Source organism: Chryseobacterium sp. MA9, assembly GCF_024399315.1.
GTDB lineage: Bacteria > Bacteroidota > Bacteroidia > Flavobacteriales > Weeksellaceae > Chryseobacterium.
Window position 1 is genome coordinate 3,171,122 of record NZ_CP075170.1, and the last position, 22,066, is coordinate 3,193,187.

Annotated in this window: 22 protein-coding genes; 4 read left to right on the forward strand and 18 right to left on the reverse strand. The window is 36.6% G+C overall.

Going from position 1 to position 22,066, the window contains the following annotated elements:
• Nucleotides 1–13 precede the first annotated feature (13 nt).
• The 8 genes from KIK00_RS14385 to KIK00_RS14420 form a co-directional block, all read right to left on the reverse strand.
• Nucleotides 14–730: an ABC transporter ATP-binding protein gene (locus KIK00_RS14385; protein ID WP_255813068.1), complete on the reverse strand. Its 717-nt coding sequence runs from the start codon at nucleotides 728–730 to the stop codon at nucleotides 14–16.
• A gap of 3 nt (nucleotides 731–733) precedes the next feature.
• Nucleotides 734–2,200 carry a DUF5687 family protein gene (locus KIK00_RS14390; protein ID WP_255813069.1) on the reverse strand — a complete coding sequence of 489 codons (1,467 nt, stop codon included), beginning with the start codon at nucleotides 2,198–2,200 and terminating at the stop codon, nucleotides 734–736.
• 74 nt (nucleotides 2,201–2,274) lie between these two features.
• The gene (locus KIK00_RS14395) at nucleotides 2,275–3,924 is read right to left on the reverse strand and encodes a DNA repair protein RecN (RefSeq protein ID WP_255813070.1); all 1,650 of its coding nucleotides are present in this window, start codon (nucleotides 3,922–3,924) and stop codon (nucleotides 2,275–2,277) included.
• 171 nt (nucleotides 3,925–4,095) lie between these two features.
• The gene (locus KIK00_RS14400; RefSeq protein ID WP_255813071.1) at nucleotides 4,096–5,001 is read right to left on the reverse strand and encodes a DUF4835 family protein; all 906 of its coding nucleotides are present in this window, start codon (nucleotides 4,999–5,001) and stop codon (nucleotides 4,096–4,098) included.
• Between the two features lie 36 nt (nucleotides 5,002–5,037).
• Complete coding sequence (gene coaBC, locus KIK00_RS14405) at nucleotides 5,038–6,243, reverse strand: bifunctional phosphopantothenoylcysteine decarboxylase/phosphopantothenate--cysteine ligase CoaBC (protein ID WP_255813072.1); 1,206 nt, start codon at nucleotides 6,241–6,243, stop codon at nucleotides 5,038–5,040.
• Nucleotides 6,244–6,366: 123 nt separating this feature from the next.
• Nucleotides 6,367–6,690 carry a DNA-directed RNA polymerase subunit omega gene (locus KIK00_RS14410; RefSeq protein WP_034681463.1) on the reverse strand — a complete coding sequence of 108 codons (324 nt, stop codon included), beginning with the start codon at nucleotides 6,688–6,690 and terminating at the stop codon, nucleotides 6,367–6,369.
• Nucleotides 6,691–6,732: 42 nt separating this feature from the next.
• Nucleotides 6,733–7,728: an outer membrane protein assembly factor BamD gene (locus KIK00_RS14415; protein WP_255813073.1), complete on the reverse strand. Its 996-nt coding sequence runs from the start codon at nucleotides 7,726–7,728 to the stop codon at nucleotides 6,733–6,735.
• A gap of 103 nt (nucleotides 7,729–7,831) precedes the next feature.
• Complete coding sequence (locus tag KIK00_RS14420; protein WP_255813074.1) at nucleotides 7,832–8,461, reverse strand: TetR/AcrR family transcriptional regulator; 630 nt, start codon at nucleotides 8,459–8,461, stop codon at nucleotides 7,832–7,834.
• Nucleotides 8,462–8,558: 97 nt separating this feature from the next.
• Between KIK00_RS14420 and KIK00_RS14425 the strand changes: the two genes are divergently transcribed.
• From KIK00_RS14425 to KIK00_RS14440, 4 genes are all read left to right on the forward strand, one after another.
• Entirely contained in the window at nucleotides 8,559–9,182 is a 624-nt protein-coding gene (locus KIK00_RS14425) for a TatD family hydrolase (protein ID WP_255813075.1), read from the forward strand.
• Nucleotides 9,175–9,900, forward strand: a complete 726-nt coding sequence (locus tag KIK00_RS14430; protein ID WP_255813076.1) for a ThiF family adenylyltransferase — start codon at nucleotides 9,175–9,177, stop codon at nucleotides 9,898–9,900. Before KIK00_RS14425 ends, KIK00_RS14430 begins: the two co-directional genes overlap by 8 nt.
• Nucleotides 9,901–9,916: 16 nt before the next feature.
• Nucleotides 9,917–10,288, forward strand: coding sequence for a ribonuclease P protein component (gene rnpA / locus KIK00_RS14435; RefSeq protein WP_255813077.1), 372 nt, complete (start codon nucleotides 9,917–9,919; stop codon nucleotides 10,286–10,288).
• 262 nt (nucleotides 10,289–10,550) lie between these two features.
• Nucleotides 10,551–11,159 (forward strand): DUF4126 domain-containing protein, encoded by a 609-nt coding sequence (locus tag KIK00_RS14440; RefSeq protein WP_255813078.1) that lies wholly within the window; start codon nucleotides 10,551–10,553, stop codon nucleotides 11,157–11,159.
• A 36-nt stretch (nucleotides 11,160–11,195) separates the two neighbouring features.
• On the opposite strand, the gene KIK00_RS14445 is transcribed toward KIK00_RS14440, so the two are convergent.
• From KIK00_RS14445 to KIK00_RS14490, 10 genes are all read right to left on the reverse strand, one after another.
• Nucleotides 11,196–13,325, reverse strand: a complete 2,130-nt coding sequence (locus KIK00_RS14445) for a tol-pal system YbgF family protein (RefSeq protein WP_255813079.1) — start codon at nucleotides 13,323–13,325, stop codon at nucleotides 11,196–11,198.
• Between the two features lies 1 nt (nucleotide 13,326).
• Nucleotides 13,327–13,878: an LptE family protein gene (locus KIK00_RS14450; RefSeq protein ID WP_255813080.1), complete on the reverse strand. Its 552-nt coding sequence runs from the start codon at nucleotides 13,876–13,878 to the stop codon at nucleotides 13,327–13,329.
• On the reverse strand, nucleotides 13,868–14,572 hold the full coding sequence (locus tag KIK00_RS14455) for a hypothetical protein (protein WP_255813081.1): 705 nt from the start codon (nucleotides 14,570–14,572) through the stop codon (nucleotides 13,868–13,870). Before KIK00_RS14455 ends, KIK00_RS14450 begins: the two co-directional genes overlap by 11 nt.
• A gap of 13 nt (nucleotides 14,573–14,585) precedes the next feature.
• The gene (locus KIK00_RS14460; RefSeq protein WP_255813083.1) at nucleotides 14,586–15,875 is read right to left on the reverse strand and encodes a sigma-54-dependent Fis family transcriptional regulator; all 1,290 of its coding nucleotides are present in this window, start codon (nucleotides 15,873–15,875) and stop codon (nucleotides 14,586–14,588) included.
• Nucleotides 15,876–15,911: 36 nt separating this feature from the next.
• Nucleotides 15,912–16,709 carry a tetratricopeptide repeat protein gene (locus tag KIK00_RS14465; protein WP_255813084.1) on the reverse strand — a complete coding sequence of 266 codons (798 nt, stop codon included), beginning with the start codon at nucleotides 16,707–16,709 and terminating at the stop codon, nucleotides 15,912–15,914.
• Nucleotides 16,681–17,199: a hypothetical protein gene (locus KIK00_RS14470; protein ID WP_255813085.1), complete on the reverse strand. Its 519-nt coding sequence runs from the start codon at nucleotides 17,197–17,199 to the stop codon at nucleotides 16,681–16,683. The genes KIK00_RS14465 and KIK00_RS14470 overlap by 29 nt, the downstream gene beginning before the upstream one ends.
• A gap of 9 nt (nucleotides 17,200–17,208) precedes the next feature.
• Complete coding sequence (gene miaB, locus KIK00_RS14475; protein WP_255813086.1) at nucleotides 17,209–18,645, reverse strand: tRNA (N6-isopentenyl adenosine(37)-C2)-methylthiotransferase MiaB; 1,437 nt, start codon at nucleotides 18,643–18,645, stop codon at nucleotides 17,209–17,211.
• An 83-nt stretch (nucleotides 18,646–18,728) separates the two neighbouring features.
• Nucleotides 18,729–19,454, reverse strand: a complete 726-nt coding sequence (locus tag KIK00_RS14480; RefSeq protein WP_255813087.1) for an energy transducer TonB — start codon at nucleotides 19,452–19,454, stop codon at nucleotides 18,729–18,731.
• A gap of 17 nt (nucleotides 19,455–19,471) precedes the next feature.
• Nucleotides 19,472–19,918, reverse strand: a complete 447-nt coding sequence (locus KIK00_RS14485) for a hypothetical protein (protein ID WP_255813088.1) — start codon at nucleotides 19,916–19,918, stop codon at nucleotides 19,472–19,474.
• A gap of 168 nt (nucleotides 19,919–20,086) precedes the next feature.
• Entirely contained in the window at nucleotides 20,087–21,820 is a 1,734-nt protein-coding gene (locus tag KIK00_RS14490) for a thiamine pyrophosphate-dependent enzyme (RefSeq protein ID WP_255813089.1), read from the reverse strand.
• Between the last annotated feature and the right edge of the window lie 246 nt (nucleotides 21,821–22,066).

Below are 22,066 nucleotides of genomic sequence, written 5' to 3' on the forward strand. Positions count from 1 at the left end.
TTCTTTTAACGTATTAAATATCCGAAATTGAAACCTGATCTGCAAAATATTGTTCCAGATCTTTCAAAGTTTCCGGGTTGGTCTGAATATCTTTTACCAAAAGACCTTTGTTCACCACCACGATTCTGTTGCAGACTTCCGTGGTATGGGAAAGATCATGACTGGAAATAAGGAAAGTAACACCATCCTGTTTGGACAATTCCTTGATCAGGTTTTTAAGTTTGATCTGTGTGGAAGGATCCAGGTTGGCAAAAGGTTCATCCAGGATAATAATCTCAGGGTTTCCAATGATAGCCCCTACAATTCCTACTTTTTTCTGATTTCCTTTTGAAAGATCACGGATATATTTCCCGGACTTCAGGATTTCACCATTGAAAAAATCGTGAAAAGGCTTCAGGAATTCATCTACAGAAGCTTTATTCTGACCTCTCAGCTCTCCGATAAAGTAAAAGTATTCTTCCGGAGTGAGATAACCAATGAGAAAGGTATCGTCTACAAAAGCGGAAACTTTGTTTTTCCAGGCTTCAGATTCATTGACTTTAATTCCGTCAATGCTTACAAATCCTGTAGTAGCCTGAATCAAATCCAGCATCAGGCTGAAAAGAGTTGTTTTTCCTGCACCGTTGTTTCCTACGAGACCAAATGTTTCTCCGTTTGGAATTTCAAGATGTTCAATATTAAGAACAGTTGCTGCTCCGTATGTTTTGGATAAATTATGTATGTTGATCATGGCTTAACCTATATTTTTAAATGCATCAATTGTGCTGTATTTTTCTTTTTTATAATGTTTTACAATGATATCGAAGATTTTCTCTCTCAGTAAAAATCCTACAATCCCGATAATTGCAATACTTATTACTCCTCCGGTAATTCCCCATAAATATTTTGTTAAGGCAAATACACCCATTGGGAGAAGCATTTTAGGAATCAACAGAAGCATAGCTACTAAACTGAAACTTCCTTTTTGCCCCATTCTTTTCTCTTTTGAATTCAGGTCGATCTGATTTTTATTAAAGGCTCCAGACCACAGTGTAAATTGAGAATTCACTCCTATATTGTATAATCCTGCAGCAAAGAAGGTGATATAAACCTCCCAGCCAAAGTATGCATAGAAGAGAGCAATAATCACAGAAACACCTGTTACAATATTCATCAGCCACCACTTCGCTTTTATATATTCTTTGTATGGAACATTCAGCGTCATCATCAATGGATAATATGAACTGTCAAAAGCGGGTACCCTCTGTCCAAACAGAAACTGAAAACCTCCTGTTACAAAAAGTCCCATAACCATCATCATAGCCGGAGTTTTATAGAGTGAAGAGGTAAACATCAGCAATCCGTAGAACAGAAACATAAAGCTGCCCAACAAAATTCCTTTGGTCACTTTATTACGTCTTAGCATCTTAATATCATTATTGATGAATGTTCCGGTAACGCCGTATTTATTCAGGAAGGCAATATTTTCTGTTTTCCCTACTGTCTTCTTGGCTTCAAGACCCTGATCCAGGTAAAACTCTTTACGCAGGTAACGAAAGCAAATCCACCACAATCCCACAAACAGAATAACGGGAATCAGCGCAAAGTATGGTTTTTCGTAAAAACTGAAGAAGACCGATTCAGAATAAGACAGAACCGGAAGTATTTTATAATACCCCAAACTACCGATGATCAAAAAACAAATTCCTATAACAATAGCTAATGTTTCTTTACCGTTGAAGAAAATATTGATAAAATTATTCAGATAGAGCAATGCAATCACCCCAATAAGCCATACTAACATTCCTAAAACGTTATACCCGTTGAATAAAGCAATCAAAGAGAATGTGATAAAGAATAAAGAAGTCAGCCAGCTGAATGCGGAAAGAAAGGTTTTGGCCAGCATATAATTAACCAATGTATTCTTTCTGATATTCATGGTAAGAAAGGGCTTAATATTCTGTGTAGGGACTTCCTGCCATAGATATTTAATAACCAGATCTATAATCCAGGCAACGATCATGAATTTTGAAACGATCTTTAAAGGATTCTGATGCATTTCTTCCTGTACGTAGAAAAAAGCGATGAACGCTCCGCCTACAAGACATCCAATGAAATAAAGAATCCCGATAAACCTGAGTATTTTCATGGTCAGATTGATCCCTAAAGATGTACCACGAAAAAAGCTTTTTATTTCAAGCCTAAGGAACTTTAGAAACATATGTTAGTTTTTTACATTAGTAAATATAATGTAAGATATGTTACAAATTTTTAAGAAAAAGTAGATTTATTTAGTTATCCAATAAGCTCTTTTGCCTGTGCCAGAGCAGCTTCTGTAATTTTGCTTCCGGAAAGCAGCTGAGCAATTTCGTTTAATTTTTCTTCGCTGCTCAAAGGAATAATGGTAGATTGTGTTCTGCCGGAAACATCCTGTTTTACCACTTTATAGTTGTCATTTCCTTTAGCTGCAACCTGTGCAAGGTGGGAAATAACAATCAACTGCATGTCTTCAGACATTTCTCTCATCAAGTTTCCGATCTCTTCAGCTACTTTTCCTGAAACTCCGGTGTCAATTTCATCCAGAATCAAAGTGGGCAACTCATCACTTTCGGCAATAATCTTCTTTACAGCCAGCATTACTCTTGATCTTTCTCCTCCGGAAATAGCAGTCTGGATAGGTTTTAAAGGAAACCCGGAATTGGCCTGGAATAGCAGCTGGATACTTTCTTTTCCAAACTGATTGAATTCTTCAGCATCCTGTAATTCGATATCAACTTTTGCTTTTTCCAGCCCAAGTTTTTTTAGAAGTCCTTCTGTTTTTTTGATGAAAACAGAAACATTTTTATGTCTGTTCTTGGAAAGCTTTCCAGCAAGAGTTTGAAGTTTTTTTTCTTTTTGAGAAATATTTTCTTCTGTTTCTTCAATCTGTCCCTCCAGATCTGAGGCTCCTTTCTGATCTCCTGCCAACTGGTTTCTGATTTCAATCAGTTCATTAAGATCTGAAACATTATGTTTAAGAAACAGGGCGTTTATTTTATTATTCAGATCGGTAAGATATACCAGATTTTCAGGATTTATTTCAACCTTTTCCGCTGCATGTTCCAGTTCAGAAATGATATCTTTCAGCTCTACAAAAGAGGTTTCCAGCCTTTCATCAAGTTCCGCGAAACTGGTAGAAACTTCAGAAATTTTTGAAAGTTTGTTGGTAGCTTCATTAAAGAATGACAGAATTCCTATTTCTTCCTGATGAAACCTGGATAGGATCTGACCTACGTTTTCGGAAATCATCCCTGCATTTTCCTGAATAGAAAGCTGGTTCTGAACATCTTCATAGTCTACATCATCAAGCTTCAGCTCTTCCAGTTCATTAAGCAAAAATTCTTTATAATCGCTTTCTTTATTGGATTCTGAGAGTTGGGTTTTCAGTTTCTTCAAAACCAATTTAAGGTTCTGAAAGTCAGAAAATTCCTGCTGATATTCTTCAATGATGTTTTTATTATCGGAAAATCCGTCTATGATTTTAAACTGATATTCTGATGTAAAAAGATTGGATGTTTCAAATTGAGAATGGATATCAATCAGCTGCGAAGAAAGTTCTCTAAGAATATCAAGCGTTACCGGCACATCATTGATGAATGCACGGGATTTCCCTGATGGAAGGATTTCTCTTCTTATAATCGTCTGAAGTTCGTAGTCCAGATCATTTTCGATAAAGAATTTCTTAAACTGGTTGTTCAGGGAAAACTCAGTTTCCACCACGCTTTTCTCTTCAGCTTTGGCAATAGATTTTACATCTGCTCTTTCACCTAAAATAAGTCGGAGCGCTCCTAAAATAATAGATTTACCTGCTCCCGTTTCACCGGTAATAACCTGTAAACCATTGTTCAGAGATACTTCAAGAGTATCAATCAGGGCAAAGTTTTTAATGTAAATTCTCGAAAGCATTGATAATCCGGGTTATAATCCAATTTGAGTTTGAACTGTAAAAATAAGTTTTTTTTTAATGAATTGAGAAAATGTTTAAGTGCTTTCTGTTTATTAACACTTTTTTCATCTCTAATCTCTCATTAAGTTATTTCTCAAAATTTTTTATAGCTTATTAAATGGATTCCGAACTTACACCTTCCACTTATTCCACTTATTATCAATATTTTTTGGTGAAAGAATAATCATCGTCTGTTTAAGATCATTCAGAATCAAACCTCCATTATTTCCGGAATTGAATATATTGAAGATCTCATCACTTTTTGTATCCATAAACAGGTTAAAGAAAAACGCCTGCTGAAATGTGTTCTCGTACATTTTCAATTGCATCAGGGCATCAAAGATTACTTTTTTCCCGGCAGTCTGGTCCTGATTGAAAAGGTTATCCATTCCGGCTCTGTGGTAGGTATAAATAGTAGAACGTAACTGGTTCCAGTTAGGATTCATAACTTCATTAATCAAGATAGAACGGCTTCTTGGCTCATTGATGGTATTCCAGCCTTCATAGTTTCTGTTCTGAGAGTTCTGAGCAATCTGCTGCGCTTTTGCATACCATTGAGATCCTCCCATAGACTGGAAGCTATCCGCATCTATCCCCAAAATAAGGTAAATATAGAAGCTGACCACATCCGTAAGATTTTTTCCTGAAAACTGTCTTTCATTAAAAATAAGACTTTCATTTTCAATATATTCAAAACCAAATCTCTGATCCTGAAGGTTAATCAAAGGGGATTCGTAAGTTGTATTATAAACAGGACGCATAGCCTGAACCACAATAGACCCTTTGAATCTATTCCCGTCTCTTTCTCCAATAACAACAGAAAAACCACATTTTATTTTTTCAAAATTCTGAAGCTTTTTCCCTGTCCAGCTGGTATTATTGATAAAATCCCTGAGACTTTTTTCCAATGCTTTAAACGCCTGCTGGTTACTTCCTCCGACCTGTTGGGAGTTTACCTGAACGGTTGCCAACAGCTCCTGAGAAAAACTTTGGGTATATATAAGAAACAGAAAAAATAAGCTTATAATTTTTTTCATTGTCTATTAAAAATTGAGAACGGAAATTTATTAAAATTATTTTAAAAGTTGAGATTCAACAAAATTGAGAATATCTTTCGCTACATCATCCTTGGATTTCAGGTCGAATTCTTTTTTCTCCGTTTTGGTAAATATTCTTATTTTATTGGTATCATTCTTAAACCCGGCACCTTCGTCACGCAGAGAGTTTAAAACAATCATATCCAGATTTTTCTTCTCCAGTTTTCCTTTTGCATTTTCTTCTTCATTTTGGGTTTCCAGAGCAAAACCTACCAAAAACTGGTGCGTTTTCTTTTCACCCATCGTTTTAAGGATATCCGGATTCTTAACCAGTTCAATCGTCAGGTTATCATCATTTTTCTTGATCTTTTCTTTCGCAACTTCTTTGGGTGCATAATCAGCTACCGCAGCACTTGCAATGCCGATGTCTATTTTATCATAGAATTCAAATACTTTTGCCAGCATTTCTTTTGCTGAAGTTACTTTATGAAGCTCAACATTTGGATCATTAATGGTTTGGAAACTCGGCCCCGAAATAAGAATAACTTTTGCCCCTCTTTTTGAAGCTTCTTCGGCCAGAGAAAAACCCATTTTTCCAGATGAATGATTCCCAATGAACCTTACAGGATCTATGGCTTCATAAGTAGGGCCGGCTGTAATTAAAACGGTTTTTCCTTCAAGGCTTTTGAAATGGCTGTTTGCCGTAAAATAATGTTCAACAGTATTAAAAATCGTTGACGGTTCTGCCATCCTTCCCTGTCCTACCAGCCCGCTTGCCAATTCACCGTTTTCAGCAGGAATAATAATATGTCCAAAACTTTCTGCAAGCTCCAGATTCTTTTTTGTAGAAGGATGTGCATACATATCCAGATCCATTGCAGGGGCTATGAAAACCGGGCACTTTGCAGACATATAAGTTGCAATAACCAGATTATCACACATCCCGTGAACCATCTTAGACAGTGTACTGGCTGTACAGGGAGCGACGATCATAGCATCCGCCCACAGTGCCATTTCCACATGGCTGTTCCATGTTCCGTTATCGCTGTAAAATTCTGAATACACCGGTTTTTTGGATAGTGTAGACAGGCTTAGTTTTGTCACAAAATGTTCTGCATCAGGAGTCATAATAACCTGTACTTCTGCTCCTTTTTTCACAAAATCCCTTATCAAAAAATGAATTTTGTAGGCCGCAATTCCACCAGAGACGGCGATAAGAATCTTTTTACCGGAAACGCTCATTGAGTTTTAATTTTTGAAGTACTAAAATACTTATTTTTTCCCACACAATCTGGCTTTAAAACGATAAAGGTCATAAAAGAACTGATTTCCTTTATGACCTTCATTTATAAAAACACAGAAGATTTATTTTCTCTCTTCTGTTTTTCTGAAATAAACATCTTCGTTTAACCACTCTTCAATAGCAATTGAAGTTGGCTTTGGAAGCTTTTCGTAATGTTTAGAGATCTCAATTTGTTCTCTGTTTTCGAAAACCTCTTCTAATGTAGAATTGTGAACCGCAAATTCATCTAATTTGTTGTGAAGTTCCGTACGGATCTCCGCATTGATTTGCTCTGCTCTCTTTCCCATGATAACAATAGCTTCATAGATTGAACCTACTTTATCTTCAATCTTATCTTTATCGTAAGTAATTGTATTTACTTCTGCTTTTGTATCTTTTACACTCATTTTGAGAAAATTATTTTTATTTTAAGATGACAAATTTACGAATTATCTTTGAATTTTGAAAGTCGCTGCTGGAGGAGGGGTCTTAAGTGCTGCACTGTCCCTCTGTAACTGCATTGCTTTCTTTTCATTGCTAATCTGATCTTTAACTTGCTGTTCAGTTTTACCCTGATCAGCCAATTTTTCAGCTTCTTTTTTCTGTCTTGCTGTCAAAGCTGCAATTCTTGCATCTGTTTCTTTTTTAACGACAGCAAAATGTTCTTTTTCCCTTTCCAGTTTTTCCTTAAGATCTGTAGCTGTTTTAGAATATTCTGTATTAGGAAGTTCTTTTTCTACAAATCTCGTATAAGTCAATGCACTTTCAATACGCTCCGCTTTAAGATTATAAACTGACTTCATCGCCAGTTCATAGCGGGACTTCATGATATAATCATAAATTTTTGAACGAAGTTTTGTACTTGGAAAATCTTCCAAAACATTTTCCAATGCTACATTCGCAGCTTTATACTCTCCCATTTTGAAGTATTGTCTTCCATTTTCATATGCTTTAAACTCAAGCTTATAAGACAATTCATCAATTAATTGGCTGATATTTTTAGATCTCTCAGAGTTTGGATAATTGTTCAGGAAGTCCTGTAGCTCATTGATCGCCAATTCTGTACTAGACTGATCTAAGTTGTAATCCATAGACCCTTCATAATAGCACAATGCAGACATATAAGCAGCTTCTTCAGCTCTTGGATCTTTTGGAAAACTAACTGCAAAATTTTTGAACTGGTGACCTGCCAGCTTATAGCTCTTGTCATAATAGTTGGCATAAGCAGTGTTGAAACCTACATTAGGAAAATCATCTGTTCCTGCCACAAGATTTGCAAGTCTGTCATAAAGAGCCAATGCATTTTTCCACTTTTTCTTAGCAAAGTTTTCATTAGCTGCTTTCAAGATAAATTCTTTATCAGCACTCCTCATTGCTCTTTCCTGCTGGCTTACACAAGATGAAATCACCGCTACAGCAAAAAGACCTAAAATATATTTTTTCATATAAAAAGTTCAACAGTTTTCGGATTATACAGCCGATTTACTAATTTGCAAAAATATAACTTTTTTGTCAATAGATTTTTTTTTATGAATATTTAACGTAATTTTAGTCTGCAGCGTATCCCAAAATTGCAAAAACACTTAATAAAAGATTCATTCTTACCTTCTTTTCAGCTTCTTTGGTATATGTTTCTTCATTTTTACTAGGAACATACAGCTCATAAAAGTTTTTATTCCTGATTACAAATAAAGTGGATCCAATAATCATGGTAAGGATATCTTCAGGCTTTGGGGTAAAAGTAAAAACACCGGAAGTCACTCCTTTTTTAATTACTTCGTCCAGTTTTTTTACGAATAACTGGTAGAAGTCAAGCAATTCGTCTTTCAGGTTTTCTGTATGGCGAAGTTCCTGAGTAACGAACCCATGGAAATAGTTATACTTGAAGAGTTGAGAAACGATATATTTAATCATCTCCCGCAGCTGCATTTCCGGTTTACCATCTTTAATGGTATCTGCAAATTCTGAAAAATTCTCTCTGGTCTTCAGCACCCTGTACTGGTAGAGATAAGACATCATTTTCTCTTTAGAACCGAAGTAATAAGAGATCATAGCGACATTAATATTTGCTTTGGAACAGATATCCCTTACAGAAGTACCCTCATATCCTTTTTTTGCAATGAGCTCTTCTGCAATATCCAGTATGTGAATCTGTTTTTCCGTAAATTTTTTTTTCATGAAGTGTACTTTGAGTAAAGTTAAGAAATTTTTAACACATTTATAAACGATCGTTTAATAATTTTAAATTAAATCTTAAAAATCCTTACTTTTGAATATGGAATTTTTTGATTTTCACCATCATAAAAAATATATCAGAAACGGAATTTACAATCTGTCGAAAGGAATTCCGCCCGATTTCCCTTATTCCATCGGTATTCACCCAAAAGATATTGAGATTAATAATATAGAACAGCAGTTTTCATGGATGAGAAGCATGATGTCTGAAAACTGTTTTGCCATTGGCGAATGTGGTTTGGATTCTTTGGTTTCCATAGATCAGAAAATCCAAGAGGAGATTTTTTTAAGGCAAATAAAAATAGCAAATGAGGTAAAAAAACCTCTAATTATTCATTGTGTAAGAAAATTTTATGAGGTCATTTCTTTTAAAAAGAAGGCCGAACAGCCGATGGTTATCCATGGTTTCAATAAAAAACGCCAAATTGCTGAAGATCTTCTGAGCAATAATTTTTACCTGAGTTTTGGAAAAGCTGTTTTGTATAATTTATCTTTGCAGGATATTATTAAAAACACTCCGTTAGACAGAATCTTTTTAGAAACTGATAATGAAGACTTTAACATTGAAGAATTGTACATTAAAGTTTCGGAAATAAAAGGTATTTCTCTGGAACAACTGAATGAACAAATTTTAGAAAATTTACACTCAATAAAAAATGGATAAATACTGGCTGGAAAGAACTGAACTTTTGATAAAGGAAGAGGGATTAGATAAGTTGATAAAGGCGAATGTACTTGTGGTAGGTCTGGGCGGAGTAGGTTCTTTTGCCGCAGAATTTCTTGCGAGAGCCGGAGTAGGAAATATGACCATTGTGGATGGTGACACGGTAGATATTACCAATATCAACAGACAGCTGCCTGCTTTACACTCTACTGTCGGAAAACATAAGGTGGATGTGGTTGCTGAAAGGCTTCTTGACATCAATCCACTGCTTAATTTAACGAAAATCAATGAATTTCTGAATCCGGAAAGAATGGATGAAGTTTTAGATTCTGCAAAATTTGATTATGTTTTGGACTGCATTGACAGTGTTACTCCAAAGCTTTCCTTGATTATCGCTGCCAAAAGAAGAAGGATAAAAATTGTAAGCTCAATGGGAGCCGGCGGAAAAACTGATCCAAGCAAAGTATTGGTAAGAGATATCAGCAAAACCGAACATTGCCACCTTGCAAGGCAAGTAAGAAAAAGGCTGAAAAAAGTAAAAATTGATAAAGGAGTCCGTTGTGTTTTTGCCAATGATATTCAGGATGAAGAAAGTTTGAAAATGACTGACGGAACCAATTACAAAAGATCTTTTTACGGAACAATAAGCTATATGCCTGCCATTTTCGGGTTGTACACAGCTTCAGAAGTGATTAATCATTTATTAAATCAGGATTAAATTTTACACTCCGTAAATGACAAATTCCAAGTATCCCAGAGCGGAAAAGCTCAAAAAAAATACGGAAATCAGTTTGCTTTTTGATAAGGGCAAATGGAGAACCAGTGGAAATCTGAGAATTATTATTCTGAAAGATAAGGCCACCCTTCCTGTAGAAGCCCCCAGATTTGGGGTTTCTGTTTCTAAAAGATATTTTAAAAGAGCTGTACACCGGAACCGTATCAAAAGATTGCTGAGAGAATGCTATCGTTTGAATAAGGATTTATTTAAACAAGCTTTCGGAGAAAGAACGATGGCCATGTTATTTTGGGCATCCCCTGAGATACCTCCGAAATTTCAGGATGTGGAAGCTCAGTTTATAAAGCTTTGTGAAGCACAGAAAAAATAATTTTTCATTAGAATAAGAGATCTGTGAGGTATTTTATCTCGCAGATTATGCGAATCAGGCGGGTTTTTTATTTTCCCACGGATCACACAGATTTACACGGATGATTGCATAGATACTTTGTTTTTTATTCTATAATAAATCACGAATAGCGAAGCTTAAAACTCTTATCCCGTATCTCATATCCGGAACCCTGAAATTAATAGCACTCCAAATATCATATACTTTTTGTAATTTAGGGAAAACATTAAATCTGAAAATTAATATGTTAGACAATATTCCCTATTTTTCTTATGCCATCAGTGCATTTATCGGAATTGGATTGGCAGCCGCTACGGGATTCCGGGTGTTTCTCCCGATGTTTATCGTAAGTCTTGTGTCTTATTTCAACTGGATTCCCATGAATGAGCATTTTGAGTGGCTTGCTGGCCTTCCTGCGTTGATTACAACAGGTATTGCTACAGTAGCCGAGATCCTGGCCTATTATATCCCTTTTATTGATCATTTGCTGGATGCGGTCTCTATTCCGATGGCGACGGTAGCAGGTTCTATATTATTTGCCAGTCAGTTTACTGAACTGGGAACATTTCCACAATGGGCACTGGCCTTAATTGCGGGTGGAGGTACAGCAGCCACAATCAGCTCCGGATTTGCAGGAATACGGGCCGCTTCTACGGCAACAACCGGAGGATTGGGGAATTCTGTGGTAGGAACTACAGAAACAGCCGGAGCAGGTCTTATGTCTGTTCTTGCTATAGCAGCACCGGTTATCGCAGCAATTTTTGCAATAATTATATTAATTCTTGTTATTGTTTTTGGGCGGAGGGCCTGGAAAAAATTAAGAAAAAATAAAAGTAATCCACAGAATTTATAAATAAAAAAGTACTGCTATAAACAGTACTTTTTTATTTTAATTTTTACTTCTGAAGTCCTTAATATCCTGAATTTTAGATTCAAAATATTCTTTTTTCTCAGGATTCTTTTTAATTAGTATTTCAAACGCTTTTATCGCTTTTGTGTATAATTTCTGTTCAAAATAAAGATTCGCCAACGTCTCTGTCATCAAATGTGAGATATCGTCGTTCTTTTCTTTTACAACATATGAACTTTCTTCTTTTAGCTGGCTGATTCTAGGGTTGTTTTCAATAAAGGCTTCAATAGCTTTCTCTTTGATTTCGGTTTTTTGCTCCTTTACGATTTCTTCCGTTCTGTCAATCTTAAGCCAGCTTTGCCAGGTGTTGATAAAACCGGGAACATTACTGTCTAATTGCGGCTGTGTTGTATCCTTCATAGTAACTTCCTGTATTTGCTCTACAGGTTCTTCTTTACCTTCCTTCTGCTTTTCTTCAACCTTGAGGGTAGAAATATCAGTTCCAAAGAAAGAAACATTCATCACAGGAACTTCTTCTTTTGATACTTCTGCAGCGATTTTTTCTTCTTCAGATGATTCAACAGCGCCTGTTTCTTCTTCTACAGGCAGAGTTTCTTCCTGAACAGCTTCTGTAACAGTTTCGACCGTTTCTGAAGGCTGTGCCTCTTCAATTATTATTTCTGGCTCTGCTGCAGTGATTATTTCTACTGCAGGAGTTTTTACTTCAGGAGCTGGTACTTCTTTAGATTTGCTGATTAATGAATCAGGCATATTGGATTCCACACTCATGGGTTTCCATGCGGACTGAACTTCGGGAGTTTCTTCTTGCTCTTCTTCTCTTTCCTCAGCAATTTCAGCTTTAGACTCCTCTTCTAAAGGTAATTGATTCTCAGTAATTTCTTCCTGAGCCTTCTCCTTCTCTTTTTTGATTTCCTCTGGTTTGTCTTCACTTGTTGACCAGAAATGGAAATTCTGGGTTTCAGCAAAGCTAATTTCGTGGTCTGCAACTTCCTCAAGCTCTGCCTTTTCTTCTTGAAGAACAGGTTTAGCCTCCTTCATCTTTTTCTCAACTTCTTCGATGAGACGTCTCATTTCTTCCTCATGTTTATTGACATGAGGCTGGGAAACTTCAGCTGTTTCAGAAATTTCTTCGTTGTTGGCCTGGATTTTAACATCAGGCATGAATGAATCTGTTCCATGGAAACTTACTTCGGCATCGGATACTTCTAATAATGATTCTTCTTCATTATTATTTCCTTCTTCAGCAGAAATCGGGCCTTCATCAATAATGGTTTCTGACGTAAAGTTTTCTCCTACATTCTCTTCTACTTCTGCTTGTATTTCTTGCGGAGCAGGTTCTTCATCAGAAACAGACATAGTTTCATTATCGGCCGATCCTGCATTTATAGGCTCTCCTGCTGCTACTTCAATATTTTCCTCTGGTACTAAAGGAGAAACCTCATGGAAGCTGGTATTTTCTTCTTCATCAATTTTTTCTTCTTCTTTTTCTGAAGAAATCTGATCTTCCTGAATAATAGTTTCCGGTGTAAAGTTTTCTCCTGCCTTTTCCTCTGTTTCTGTCTGCTTTTCTTCTTGCTGAAGAGGTTCTTCCACTACAGGTTCAGCTTTTTGGGTTACCAAAATCCCTGATTCCAGAGTAGACTCAATATCTATTGTTTCAGAATTTTGCTCATCAAGGAAATTTTCTTCTCCTTCAAATAAAATTCTGTTTCGTTCACCATTTACATAAATATGTTTAACCTCCTGTACGGTTGATAAGACACATGCTGTTCCCTGCTCTTCTGCTGGTTTTTCTACAGAAGCGTCCTCTTCTCTTTTGATAGGGAAAGACTTTGCTTTCTGGGTTAATAGAGTCGGTTTTTCAATTATTTTAGATGGCTTCTTCTCTTCAACAACCTCCGATTTGGGCTCTTGTTTGATCTTACCGTTGATCAACTGATATAAAATCTTTTTATCTGTAGTATATGCCGCTGTTGTAGAAAGCTCTTTCTGATAGTTCTCTTTTTCGTACAGATGGACTCCATACAAGTGAAGTGCCCTGATATTTTGAATATAAGGAAAAGTATGAATCTCTTCTTTCAAAAGACCAAGGTCTTCTAACTGAATATTTTTCGGATTTTTTATTAATTCTAAAACTCTCGGATTCATCTTACCAATTCGCTACAATGTCGTTAAATATCTTATTAATAATTCTATCTGTCACCAGCTTTACCTGCTGGTCTTCGATTTGACTTAGTGATACATCACTGTTGAAAGCTGCTTCATCGGAATAGGTTCTGTCGAAACTTGCATCCGGATGAATTTTATTTTCATAGTGTACCTTTACTGTAATCGTAAGTTTATTCTGTGCCTGCTGAATCACTCCGCCAGAAGGATTTGTCTGGGTATTGGAACTGATTGTGGTAGGAGTAATGGAATAGTCCGTAATTTCTCCTTCTATCAGGATATCAGGATTTTCTTTTGTCCCTTTCAGTGTTGTTCTCTGAAGAAACCTATTTTGTATTGCTGTAGAAAACTGTTGAGATAATGCAGGGTTTACAAGGGGAGCATTATTGGGAAATTCATTGATCTGAACCGTCTTTTCATCTGTAAGAGACGATCCCGTAAAGCTGTAACATGAATTTAAAACTCCCAGCAATGCAAAAAGCATTACCTTAAGCAGTGATTGTTTCAGGCTGATATTTTTAATTTTAAAATTCATTTTTAGATCCGATTTCAATAATTTCATCATACTCAATTTGTTGAATAGCATCTTCATAAGCAAAATAGTTTGCTGTGTATAAAAATGGCAGGGTAAGAAAAATTCCTATCCCGCAAGCGATAATACCAATCTGTGCTAAAATACTTACTACTAATGAGAAAAGAAAAATTGACAGTAGATTTCCTTTAGTCATTACTTTTGAAATATTCCAGGCTTCTTTTATCTCTTTAACCCCTTTAAGACTTATTAATGGAATGATATAAAAGCCCTTCAATACGAAGTAATATATCGCTGCAATCAATAAGAACATATAAGGAAACATAAAAAAAGCAACCATTGGATTGGGCTCATTACCTTCTGACATTGCACCTGATACACCCAACACAGCAAATAAAGGAATGTAAAGTAGTAAAGCACCTCCAAAAACAATTAACTGCAACATAAAGTAAGGCATAAAGTCTTTAAAATCAAAGATATCTCCGGGACTTGCCGGCTGATTTCTGCTCAGCCTTTGAAGGTATTTGTATAAATTACCCATCGCCAATAGTCCGCAGAACGGAATAATTGACATGATAAAGCACACTAAAAATGCTACAAAAATATTTCCGAAATCTTTCTTTAAAAGTTCGAAACCTTTATTAATATATTCTCCGAGCTTAAAATTGATCGGCTTAGGTGTTAAATTTACTTTCATTATTTATGCTGTGCTAATCTTCCAGGTTATATTGTTTTATTTTTCTGTATAAAGTTCTTTGTGAGATTCCCAATTCATCTGCCGCTCTGTTTCTACGCCCCTTATGTTTCTCCAATGCCTTGATAATCAAGTCTTTTTCATTGTTCTGAAGAGAAAGTGACTCCGGCCTGTTTTCTTCTACCTCGATATCTTCAATATCTTCATAGCTGTCATCAGGAGTCGAGATAATTGTAGGAGTCTGAACTACTGGTGTTTCATTATTATTTTCAAAATAGACTAAAGACCCGGAGTTTACCTGCGGCTGAGTTTCAGGGGTATAAATCCTGTTGATCAGGTTTTTTTCATGATTACTCAGATCTGCCGTTCCTCTGTTCTTAATCAATTCCGAAGTTAAGGATTTTAAATCATTAATATCATTCCTCATATCGAATAGAATTTTATACATGATTTCTCTTTCACTACCAAAATCATTCTGTTTAGAAGTATTTTGATTGTTCACCACCATTGGAAGGTGTGTTTCCATCGGAATATACTCAGCAAGTTTTTCAGCAGTGATATTTCTGTTTCTTTCCACAACGGTCATCTGCTCTACCAAGTTTCTTAATTGACGGACGTTACCCGGGAAGGAATAACTTTCTATATAATGAACTGCGCTCTGCTCCAGTTCCAGTTCCGGCATTCTGTACTTTTCTGCAAAGTCTATCGCAAACTTTCTGAACAGCAAATGAATATCTCCTTTTCGCTCTCTCAAAGGCGGCATATCAATCTGAACGGTATTCAAACGGTAATATAAATCCTCACGGAATCTTCCGTCATGGATTGCTTTCATCATATTGACGTTGGTAGCGGCAACAATTCTCACATTGGTTTTCTGCACCTGTGAAGAACCCACTTTCATGAATTCACCGCTTTCCAGAACTCTCAAAAGACGAACCTGCGTCTGTAATGGCAATTCTCCTACCTCATCCAAAAAGATCGTTCCACCATCTGCGACTTCAAAATATCCTTTTCTTGTAGCTGTAGCACCTGTAAAAGCTCCTTTTTCGTGCCCGAACAGCTCAGAATCTATGGTACCTTCCGGAATTGCTCCACAGTTTACCACAATATAAGGCTGATGTTTTCTTTTGGATTCTGAATGGATAATTTTCGGAATAAACTCTTTTCCCACACCACTTTCCCCTATCACCAGCACAGAAATATCTGTAGGTGCTACCTGAATAGATTTTTCCAGCGCCCGGTTGAGTGCCGGAAAGTTTCCGATAATTCCGAAACGGTTTTTTATGCTTTGTAACTCGTTGCTCATAAGTAAATTTTTGATTATTGATTTAATGTTAATCTTCTACAGCTCTTCAATCTCTTTTCTGTAGACTTTGTTAAAGTGATGAGTGTAGACATCTTTCATGGTCTTTCCTTCATCATACGTTTGTAGGGCTAACATTTTTAAATCTAAATAATCTTTGTTTCTGATCTTAGAAACTTTACTTTTAAAGTATATATTCTCGGCAAAGTTGTATTCTTTGCTTTGCTTTTCAAAATTTTCCAGGGCTTTGTCATACCTTCCCAGCTCGAAATAAGTTACTCCCAACTGATAATGATCAAACATTCCCTTCACGTAACCTCTGGTTACCAGAAGCCTTTCTATAATCCCAGCAGCTTTTTCTTTCTGTCCTAACGCGCTGTAAGACATAGCTCTTACTATGTCCAGATTATAGTCTCCATTTTGAGACCGTCCTAGGTCTCCGGGATAATATTTTTTTAGTCCTTCTAAATCCTGAATAGCGCCTTTATAGTCTCTTAAAAACTGAAACTTAGTCCAGCCTCTATAGCCAAGGTGCATTTGTGGATTTAAAGCAACTGCTTTATCAATTAAAATTTTCCAGGTTACGAAATCCCCGTTTTTAAGATATGGAACTGCTTTTTCCATATAAGCGTGGGAGAAATCAGGACACAGTTCAATGGCTTTATCAAAGCCTTCCTGAGATTCTGCGAAACCTTGTAAATCTGAAGCCCAGTTGTATAACTCACACGCTTTTTTGCAGTTCTCACCCTCTACTGCATTACAGTTGACCTGTGCAATAGTATTGGTGTAAACGATAAGTAACAAAAAGCTAAGGTAATACCTCTGAAACTTTTCCATTTTCAATTTTATAGGTTAAATACTGGTAATAATCTACTTTTAAACCTTTTATATCTTTCGGCATCCAGCCATCCAGTGATTTTGTAAACTGCAGCAGCTTATTTTCTAATTCTTCATCCAGTAAAGTATCTTTCAGATCTGAGTTCATGTGCTGTAATCTGAACAGGCCTGTCTTTCCTTCACAATTTACTAAAAATCTTACGGTAATATAACCGTTGATCTTCTTTTCAGAATATATATTTTCTTTTTTAAGTTTTTCGGTGACCGCAATCTTTTCGCCTTTGTAGCTAAACTCTTTTGTACCCTGATAGTACTGAAAGCTGAAATGTCTCCATTTTTCTGAACCACATTTTTTAAAATCAGCGTTATCCAGTTTTCTATCAAACTCGATATCTCCTATGGTTGCAGGATATTTTTTTACATTTTTTTCTGTCTGACAAGATACCAGAGCAAACGAAAGGATCGCAAAAAGATAAACTGCTTTGATCACCACTTAATTTTATTCCGCTGTTCTCCCTAAAAGTGTGCCTTGTGTATTGTCATGTACAAAAACGTTCACAATGTCACCTATTTTCTGCCCTTCAAGCTTATCGAAGACACATACGGCATTTTGGGAGTTTCTTCCTTTCCATTGGTTTTTGTTCTTCTTGGAAATCCCTTCAATCAGAACCTCATGTATTCTTCCTACATAAGATTTCATTCTTTGGCTTGAAAGTTCTCCCTGAAGAGCAATAACCTCAGCAAGACGTCTCTGTTTTACATCAGCAGGAATATTGTCTTCCATTTTCTTGTGAGCCGGAGTTCCCGGTCTTTCTGAGTAAGCGAACATATAACCGTAGTCATATTCCACTTCTCTCATCAGGCTTAAAGTATCCTGATGATCTTCTTCTGTTTCATTACAGAATCCAACGATCATATCCTGAGAAAAAGCGACTTCAGGAACTATTTCCTTCGCTTTTTTAATCAGATCCAGATATTCTTCGCGGGTATGCTGTCTGTTCATCGCTTCAAGCATATTATTGCTTCCACTTTGTACAGGAAGGTGTACATATTTGCAAATATTATCATGTTTTGCCATCATTCTGAATACATCCAGACTCATATCCTGTGGATTTGAGGTAGAGAATCTGATTCTCAGTTCAGGAACAGCTTTAGCCACTAAATCAAGTAGCTGAGCAAAGTTAACGGCTGTTGCCTTCTGCATTTCAGAAGCTTTGGCAAAATCTTTTTTAGGGCCTCCTCCATACCAAAGGTAAGAGTCTACGTTTTGTCCTAGAAGGGTAATTTCTTTATATCCGTTGTTGGCAAGGTCTTTACATTCATCTATAATAGAGTGCGGATCACGGCTTCTTTCTCTCCCTCTGGTAAAAGGAACTACACAGAATGTACACATGTTATCGCAACCTCTGGTGATGGTAACAAAAGCTGTAACTCCATTTCCGCCCAGACGAACAGGGTTAATATCCGCATAGGTTTCTTCTTTGGAAAGAATTACATTGATCGCATCTCTTCCATCATCAGTTTCTTTTAAAAGATTGGGTAAGTCTCTATAAGCATCCGGGCCTACAACAAGATCAACCAATTGTTCCTCCTCTAAGAATTTCGTTTTCAGTCTTTCCGCCATACACCCTAAAACACCCACCGTCATATTCGGCTTTTCTTTTTTCAGGTTTTTGAACTGGGAAAGACGCATTCTCACGGTCTGTTCTGCTTTTTCTCGGATGGAGCATGTATTTAAAAGAATCAGGTCTGCTTCTTCTACCTTCATTGTTGTATTGTATCCCTGTTCATTAAGGATGGATGCAACAATTTCAGAGTCAGAGAAATTCATCTGACAGCCATAGCTTTCTAAAAACAGTTTTTTAGAATTTTCCGGTCTTTCAGCAATGGCAAAAGCTTCGCCCTGTTTCGTTTCGTCTATATATTTTTCCTGCACGATAATCAATTTAAGGTCCGCAATTTTAAATTACGAATAAATAAGTCTGCAAAGATACAAAATATTGTGACAGAATGTCAGGATTATCTTTCGGTAAATGTTATTGAAAACTGTACCGGAAATGAAATTCTCTCAACAATAGGAATATCTTTATAAAACGCTGGTATCCAAACCTTTTTCATCCTTGCAAGAGTCCTCATAAAATCATTATTGAAATTTTTATTATCGACTTCAGGGTAAATTCTAGGTTTAATAATATTCCCGTCTTTATTGATATAAAATTCAAGATTTACTTTCCCGTTAAGCTGGTAATCCGCAAAAATCGTCATAAAATGATCATGAAATAACGTATGAAAAACCTTTGCTCCTTCCGGATATTTGGTATGTGCTACAAATCTGTTGGCATCATAACCCGGCTGATAATTGCTCATCAAATCCTTTGGATATAAAATAAATTCGGTAATAGCCCCAATTTTCCAGCCTTTTGCTTCAGCCGGCTTCCACTTTTTAAGATTTTTAAGAAGCTCCCTGGACAAATCATACGCACATTTGTTTCTTGCGATATTAGCTGTATCCGAATCTTTGATGAATTTAACTTCAGCTTTTTCTGTTACAATAATTCTTGGCTGATAAATCTCTTTTTCATCACACTCTTTAAATTTATTATTAACAAGATATTCATGGGCATCTTTATAGAAGTTAACGATTCCTCCTTCATAAAAACTTTGTTTTTCCGGGTATTCATCAAGTATCTGAGCTTTAAACATAGATACAAAGGCCAGGAAAAACATAAGAAATATATTTTTCATTATTGTGTTGAAATTATTTAATCAATATCTGTTGAAATTGAAGAGAAGTTCATTTTAACTTTAATCTGCGAAGCTACAGGCTGCCCGTTACAAGACGCCGGAGTCCAGTTTTTCTTAATTCTTCTTACCACATACTGCATGTCATCAAAAAAAACTTCGCTATTCTGCACTTTAGGCATTCCTTTCACATCCACTACTTTCCCTTTGGCATCAAGTACTAAAGTAAAGATAAAATCTCCTGTCAGCGCATAGAAATCCGAATTAAGATAGGCATACATATATTTGTTCAGGATATCTTTGTAAGCAGCAACTCCTCCTTCATAAGCCGCCGGTTTAAAATCATTGCATTTCACGGCAATCTGCATAAAAGGTTCTTTTATATCTATTTTCAGAACATTTTTATTGCTATCTCTGATAAAAGAGTCATCACGCTCTTCCTGATCCTGTGCGAATGAAAGATTCATTACACACAAGGTTAAAAATAAAAATATCGTTCTCATCGTTTTGTTTCCTAATAATAAGCAAAGGTAAATATTTAACTCATTTATAAGAAAGAAAAACTTCACGCCAAGCATGAAGTTTTAATATAGGTTTGAATCTCAGACAGTCTTTCAGTTTTATTTCTTTTCTTCTTATAGCAGGCCTTTGATGTGTTTATAATTAGTTTTTACCGTTTCAAAAACCTCATCCATTTTGCCCCCAAGCATAAGCTGAGCCATGGATTTTGTCATTCCCATGATCTGATCAAATTCAATTTTAGGAGGGAGAGCAAGTGCATTGGGATTGGTAAAGATGTTCAGAAGATAAGGCCCATTGTGATCTAAACATTCTTTGATCGCGCTTTCCACTTCTTCGGGAAGGTGTACATTCTTACCCGGATAACCCATTGCATGAGCCACCATAGCGAAGTCCGGATTGATCATATCTGTTTCATTATCCGGCATTCCGCCGACTTCCATTTCCAGCTTAACCATTCCAAGGGTTCTGTTGTTGAAAACGATTAATTTTACTGGTAACTTATACTGAAAAATAGTAGCCATATCTCCCAATAGCATAGACAATCCTCCGTCTCCACACATTGCAATAACTTCTTTTTCGGGATGGGCCAAAGCAGCTCCAATTGCCATCGGCATGGCGTTGGCCATTGATCCGTGATTAAAAGAGCCAAGCATCTTCCTTTCACCTGTTCCTGTAATAAACCTGGCTCCCCATACACAGCACATCCCGGTGTCAACAGTGAAAATAGCATCTTTTTTAGCAAGCTTATCTAAAGTATGGGCCACATATTCCGGCTGGATAGCATTTTCTTTTCCAAAATCCTTTACATACTCCAACTGATTCTCTTTTACTTTATCATAAAATGCCAATTGTTCGTTCAGGAAATGAACATCCGTTTTTTCTTCTAATAAAGGAATCAATGCCTTTATCGTTTCTTTGATGTCCCCTGCAAGGCCTAGTTCAAGTTTTGCTCTTCTACCCAATCTTTCCGGGCTTTCATCTATCTGTACAATTTTATTTTTTACCGGCATGAACTTCTGGTACGGAAAATCAGTCCCTAAAAGAAGAACCAGATCTGCTTCGTGCATTGCGTGATATGCTGAAGGAAAGCCCAACAGCCCGGTAAGCCCCACTTCATTAGGATTATTAGGCTGAATGGCCATTTTCCCGCGGAATGAATACCCTACAGGCGCTTTTAAAAGTTTAGACAATTCTATAACTTCAGCACTTGCCTTCCCTGCTCCAACTCCGCAGTATAAAGTTATTTTTTTGCTGCCATTCACCAATGCCGCCAGCTGCTTCAACTCATCATCAGAAGGTCTTATAACAGGATTGGTTTTAAAAATTTGGGGAGAAGTAGGTCCTTCTTCCGCATCCAGTTCAGAAACATCTCCCGGAAGGCCTATTACAGCAACTCCTTTTTTAGAAATAGCATGTTGAATGGCCGTCTGAACGGTTCTCTGTACCTGCTCCGGTCTTGTAATCATCTGATTATAATAACTGCAGTCATCAAACAGTTTTATTGTATTGGTCTCCTGAAAGTAATCCATTCCCATTTCGTCACTGGGAATCGTGGAAGCAATCACCAGCATAGGAACATGAGAGCGATGTGCTTCATAAACTCCATTGATAAGATGAACATGACCTGGGCCACAACTTCCTGCACACACTGCCAAACCATCAAGTTCAGCCTCGGCGGCAGCGGCATAAGCTCCTACTTCCTCGTGCCTTACATGAATCCACTGGATACTGCTTTTTTTGACAGCAATATTCAGATGATTGAGGCTGTCACCGGTTACTGCATAAATTCTTTTCACATTGGCATTTTCGAGCATTTCAACAATCTGCTCTGCTATGTTTTTGGCCATAATTACTCTGTTTTGGTGGTTGTTTTTGGTGAAAAATAGTATTTGACAGGAATAATCTTCCGATCTCTATCAAATTTAGCTAATAAAGTTGGAACTTTCATCCGGTCTCAATGTTAAAACTTTGTAATTTAACTTTGATTTTTTTAATATTTAAACCTCATAGGTTTTGAAAACCTATGAGGTTTAGTACATCAACAAAAGCTACAAGAATTGATTTAAAATAAAACAGCCACCTTTTTCAGGTGG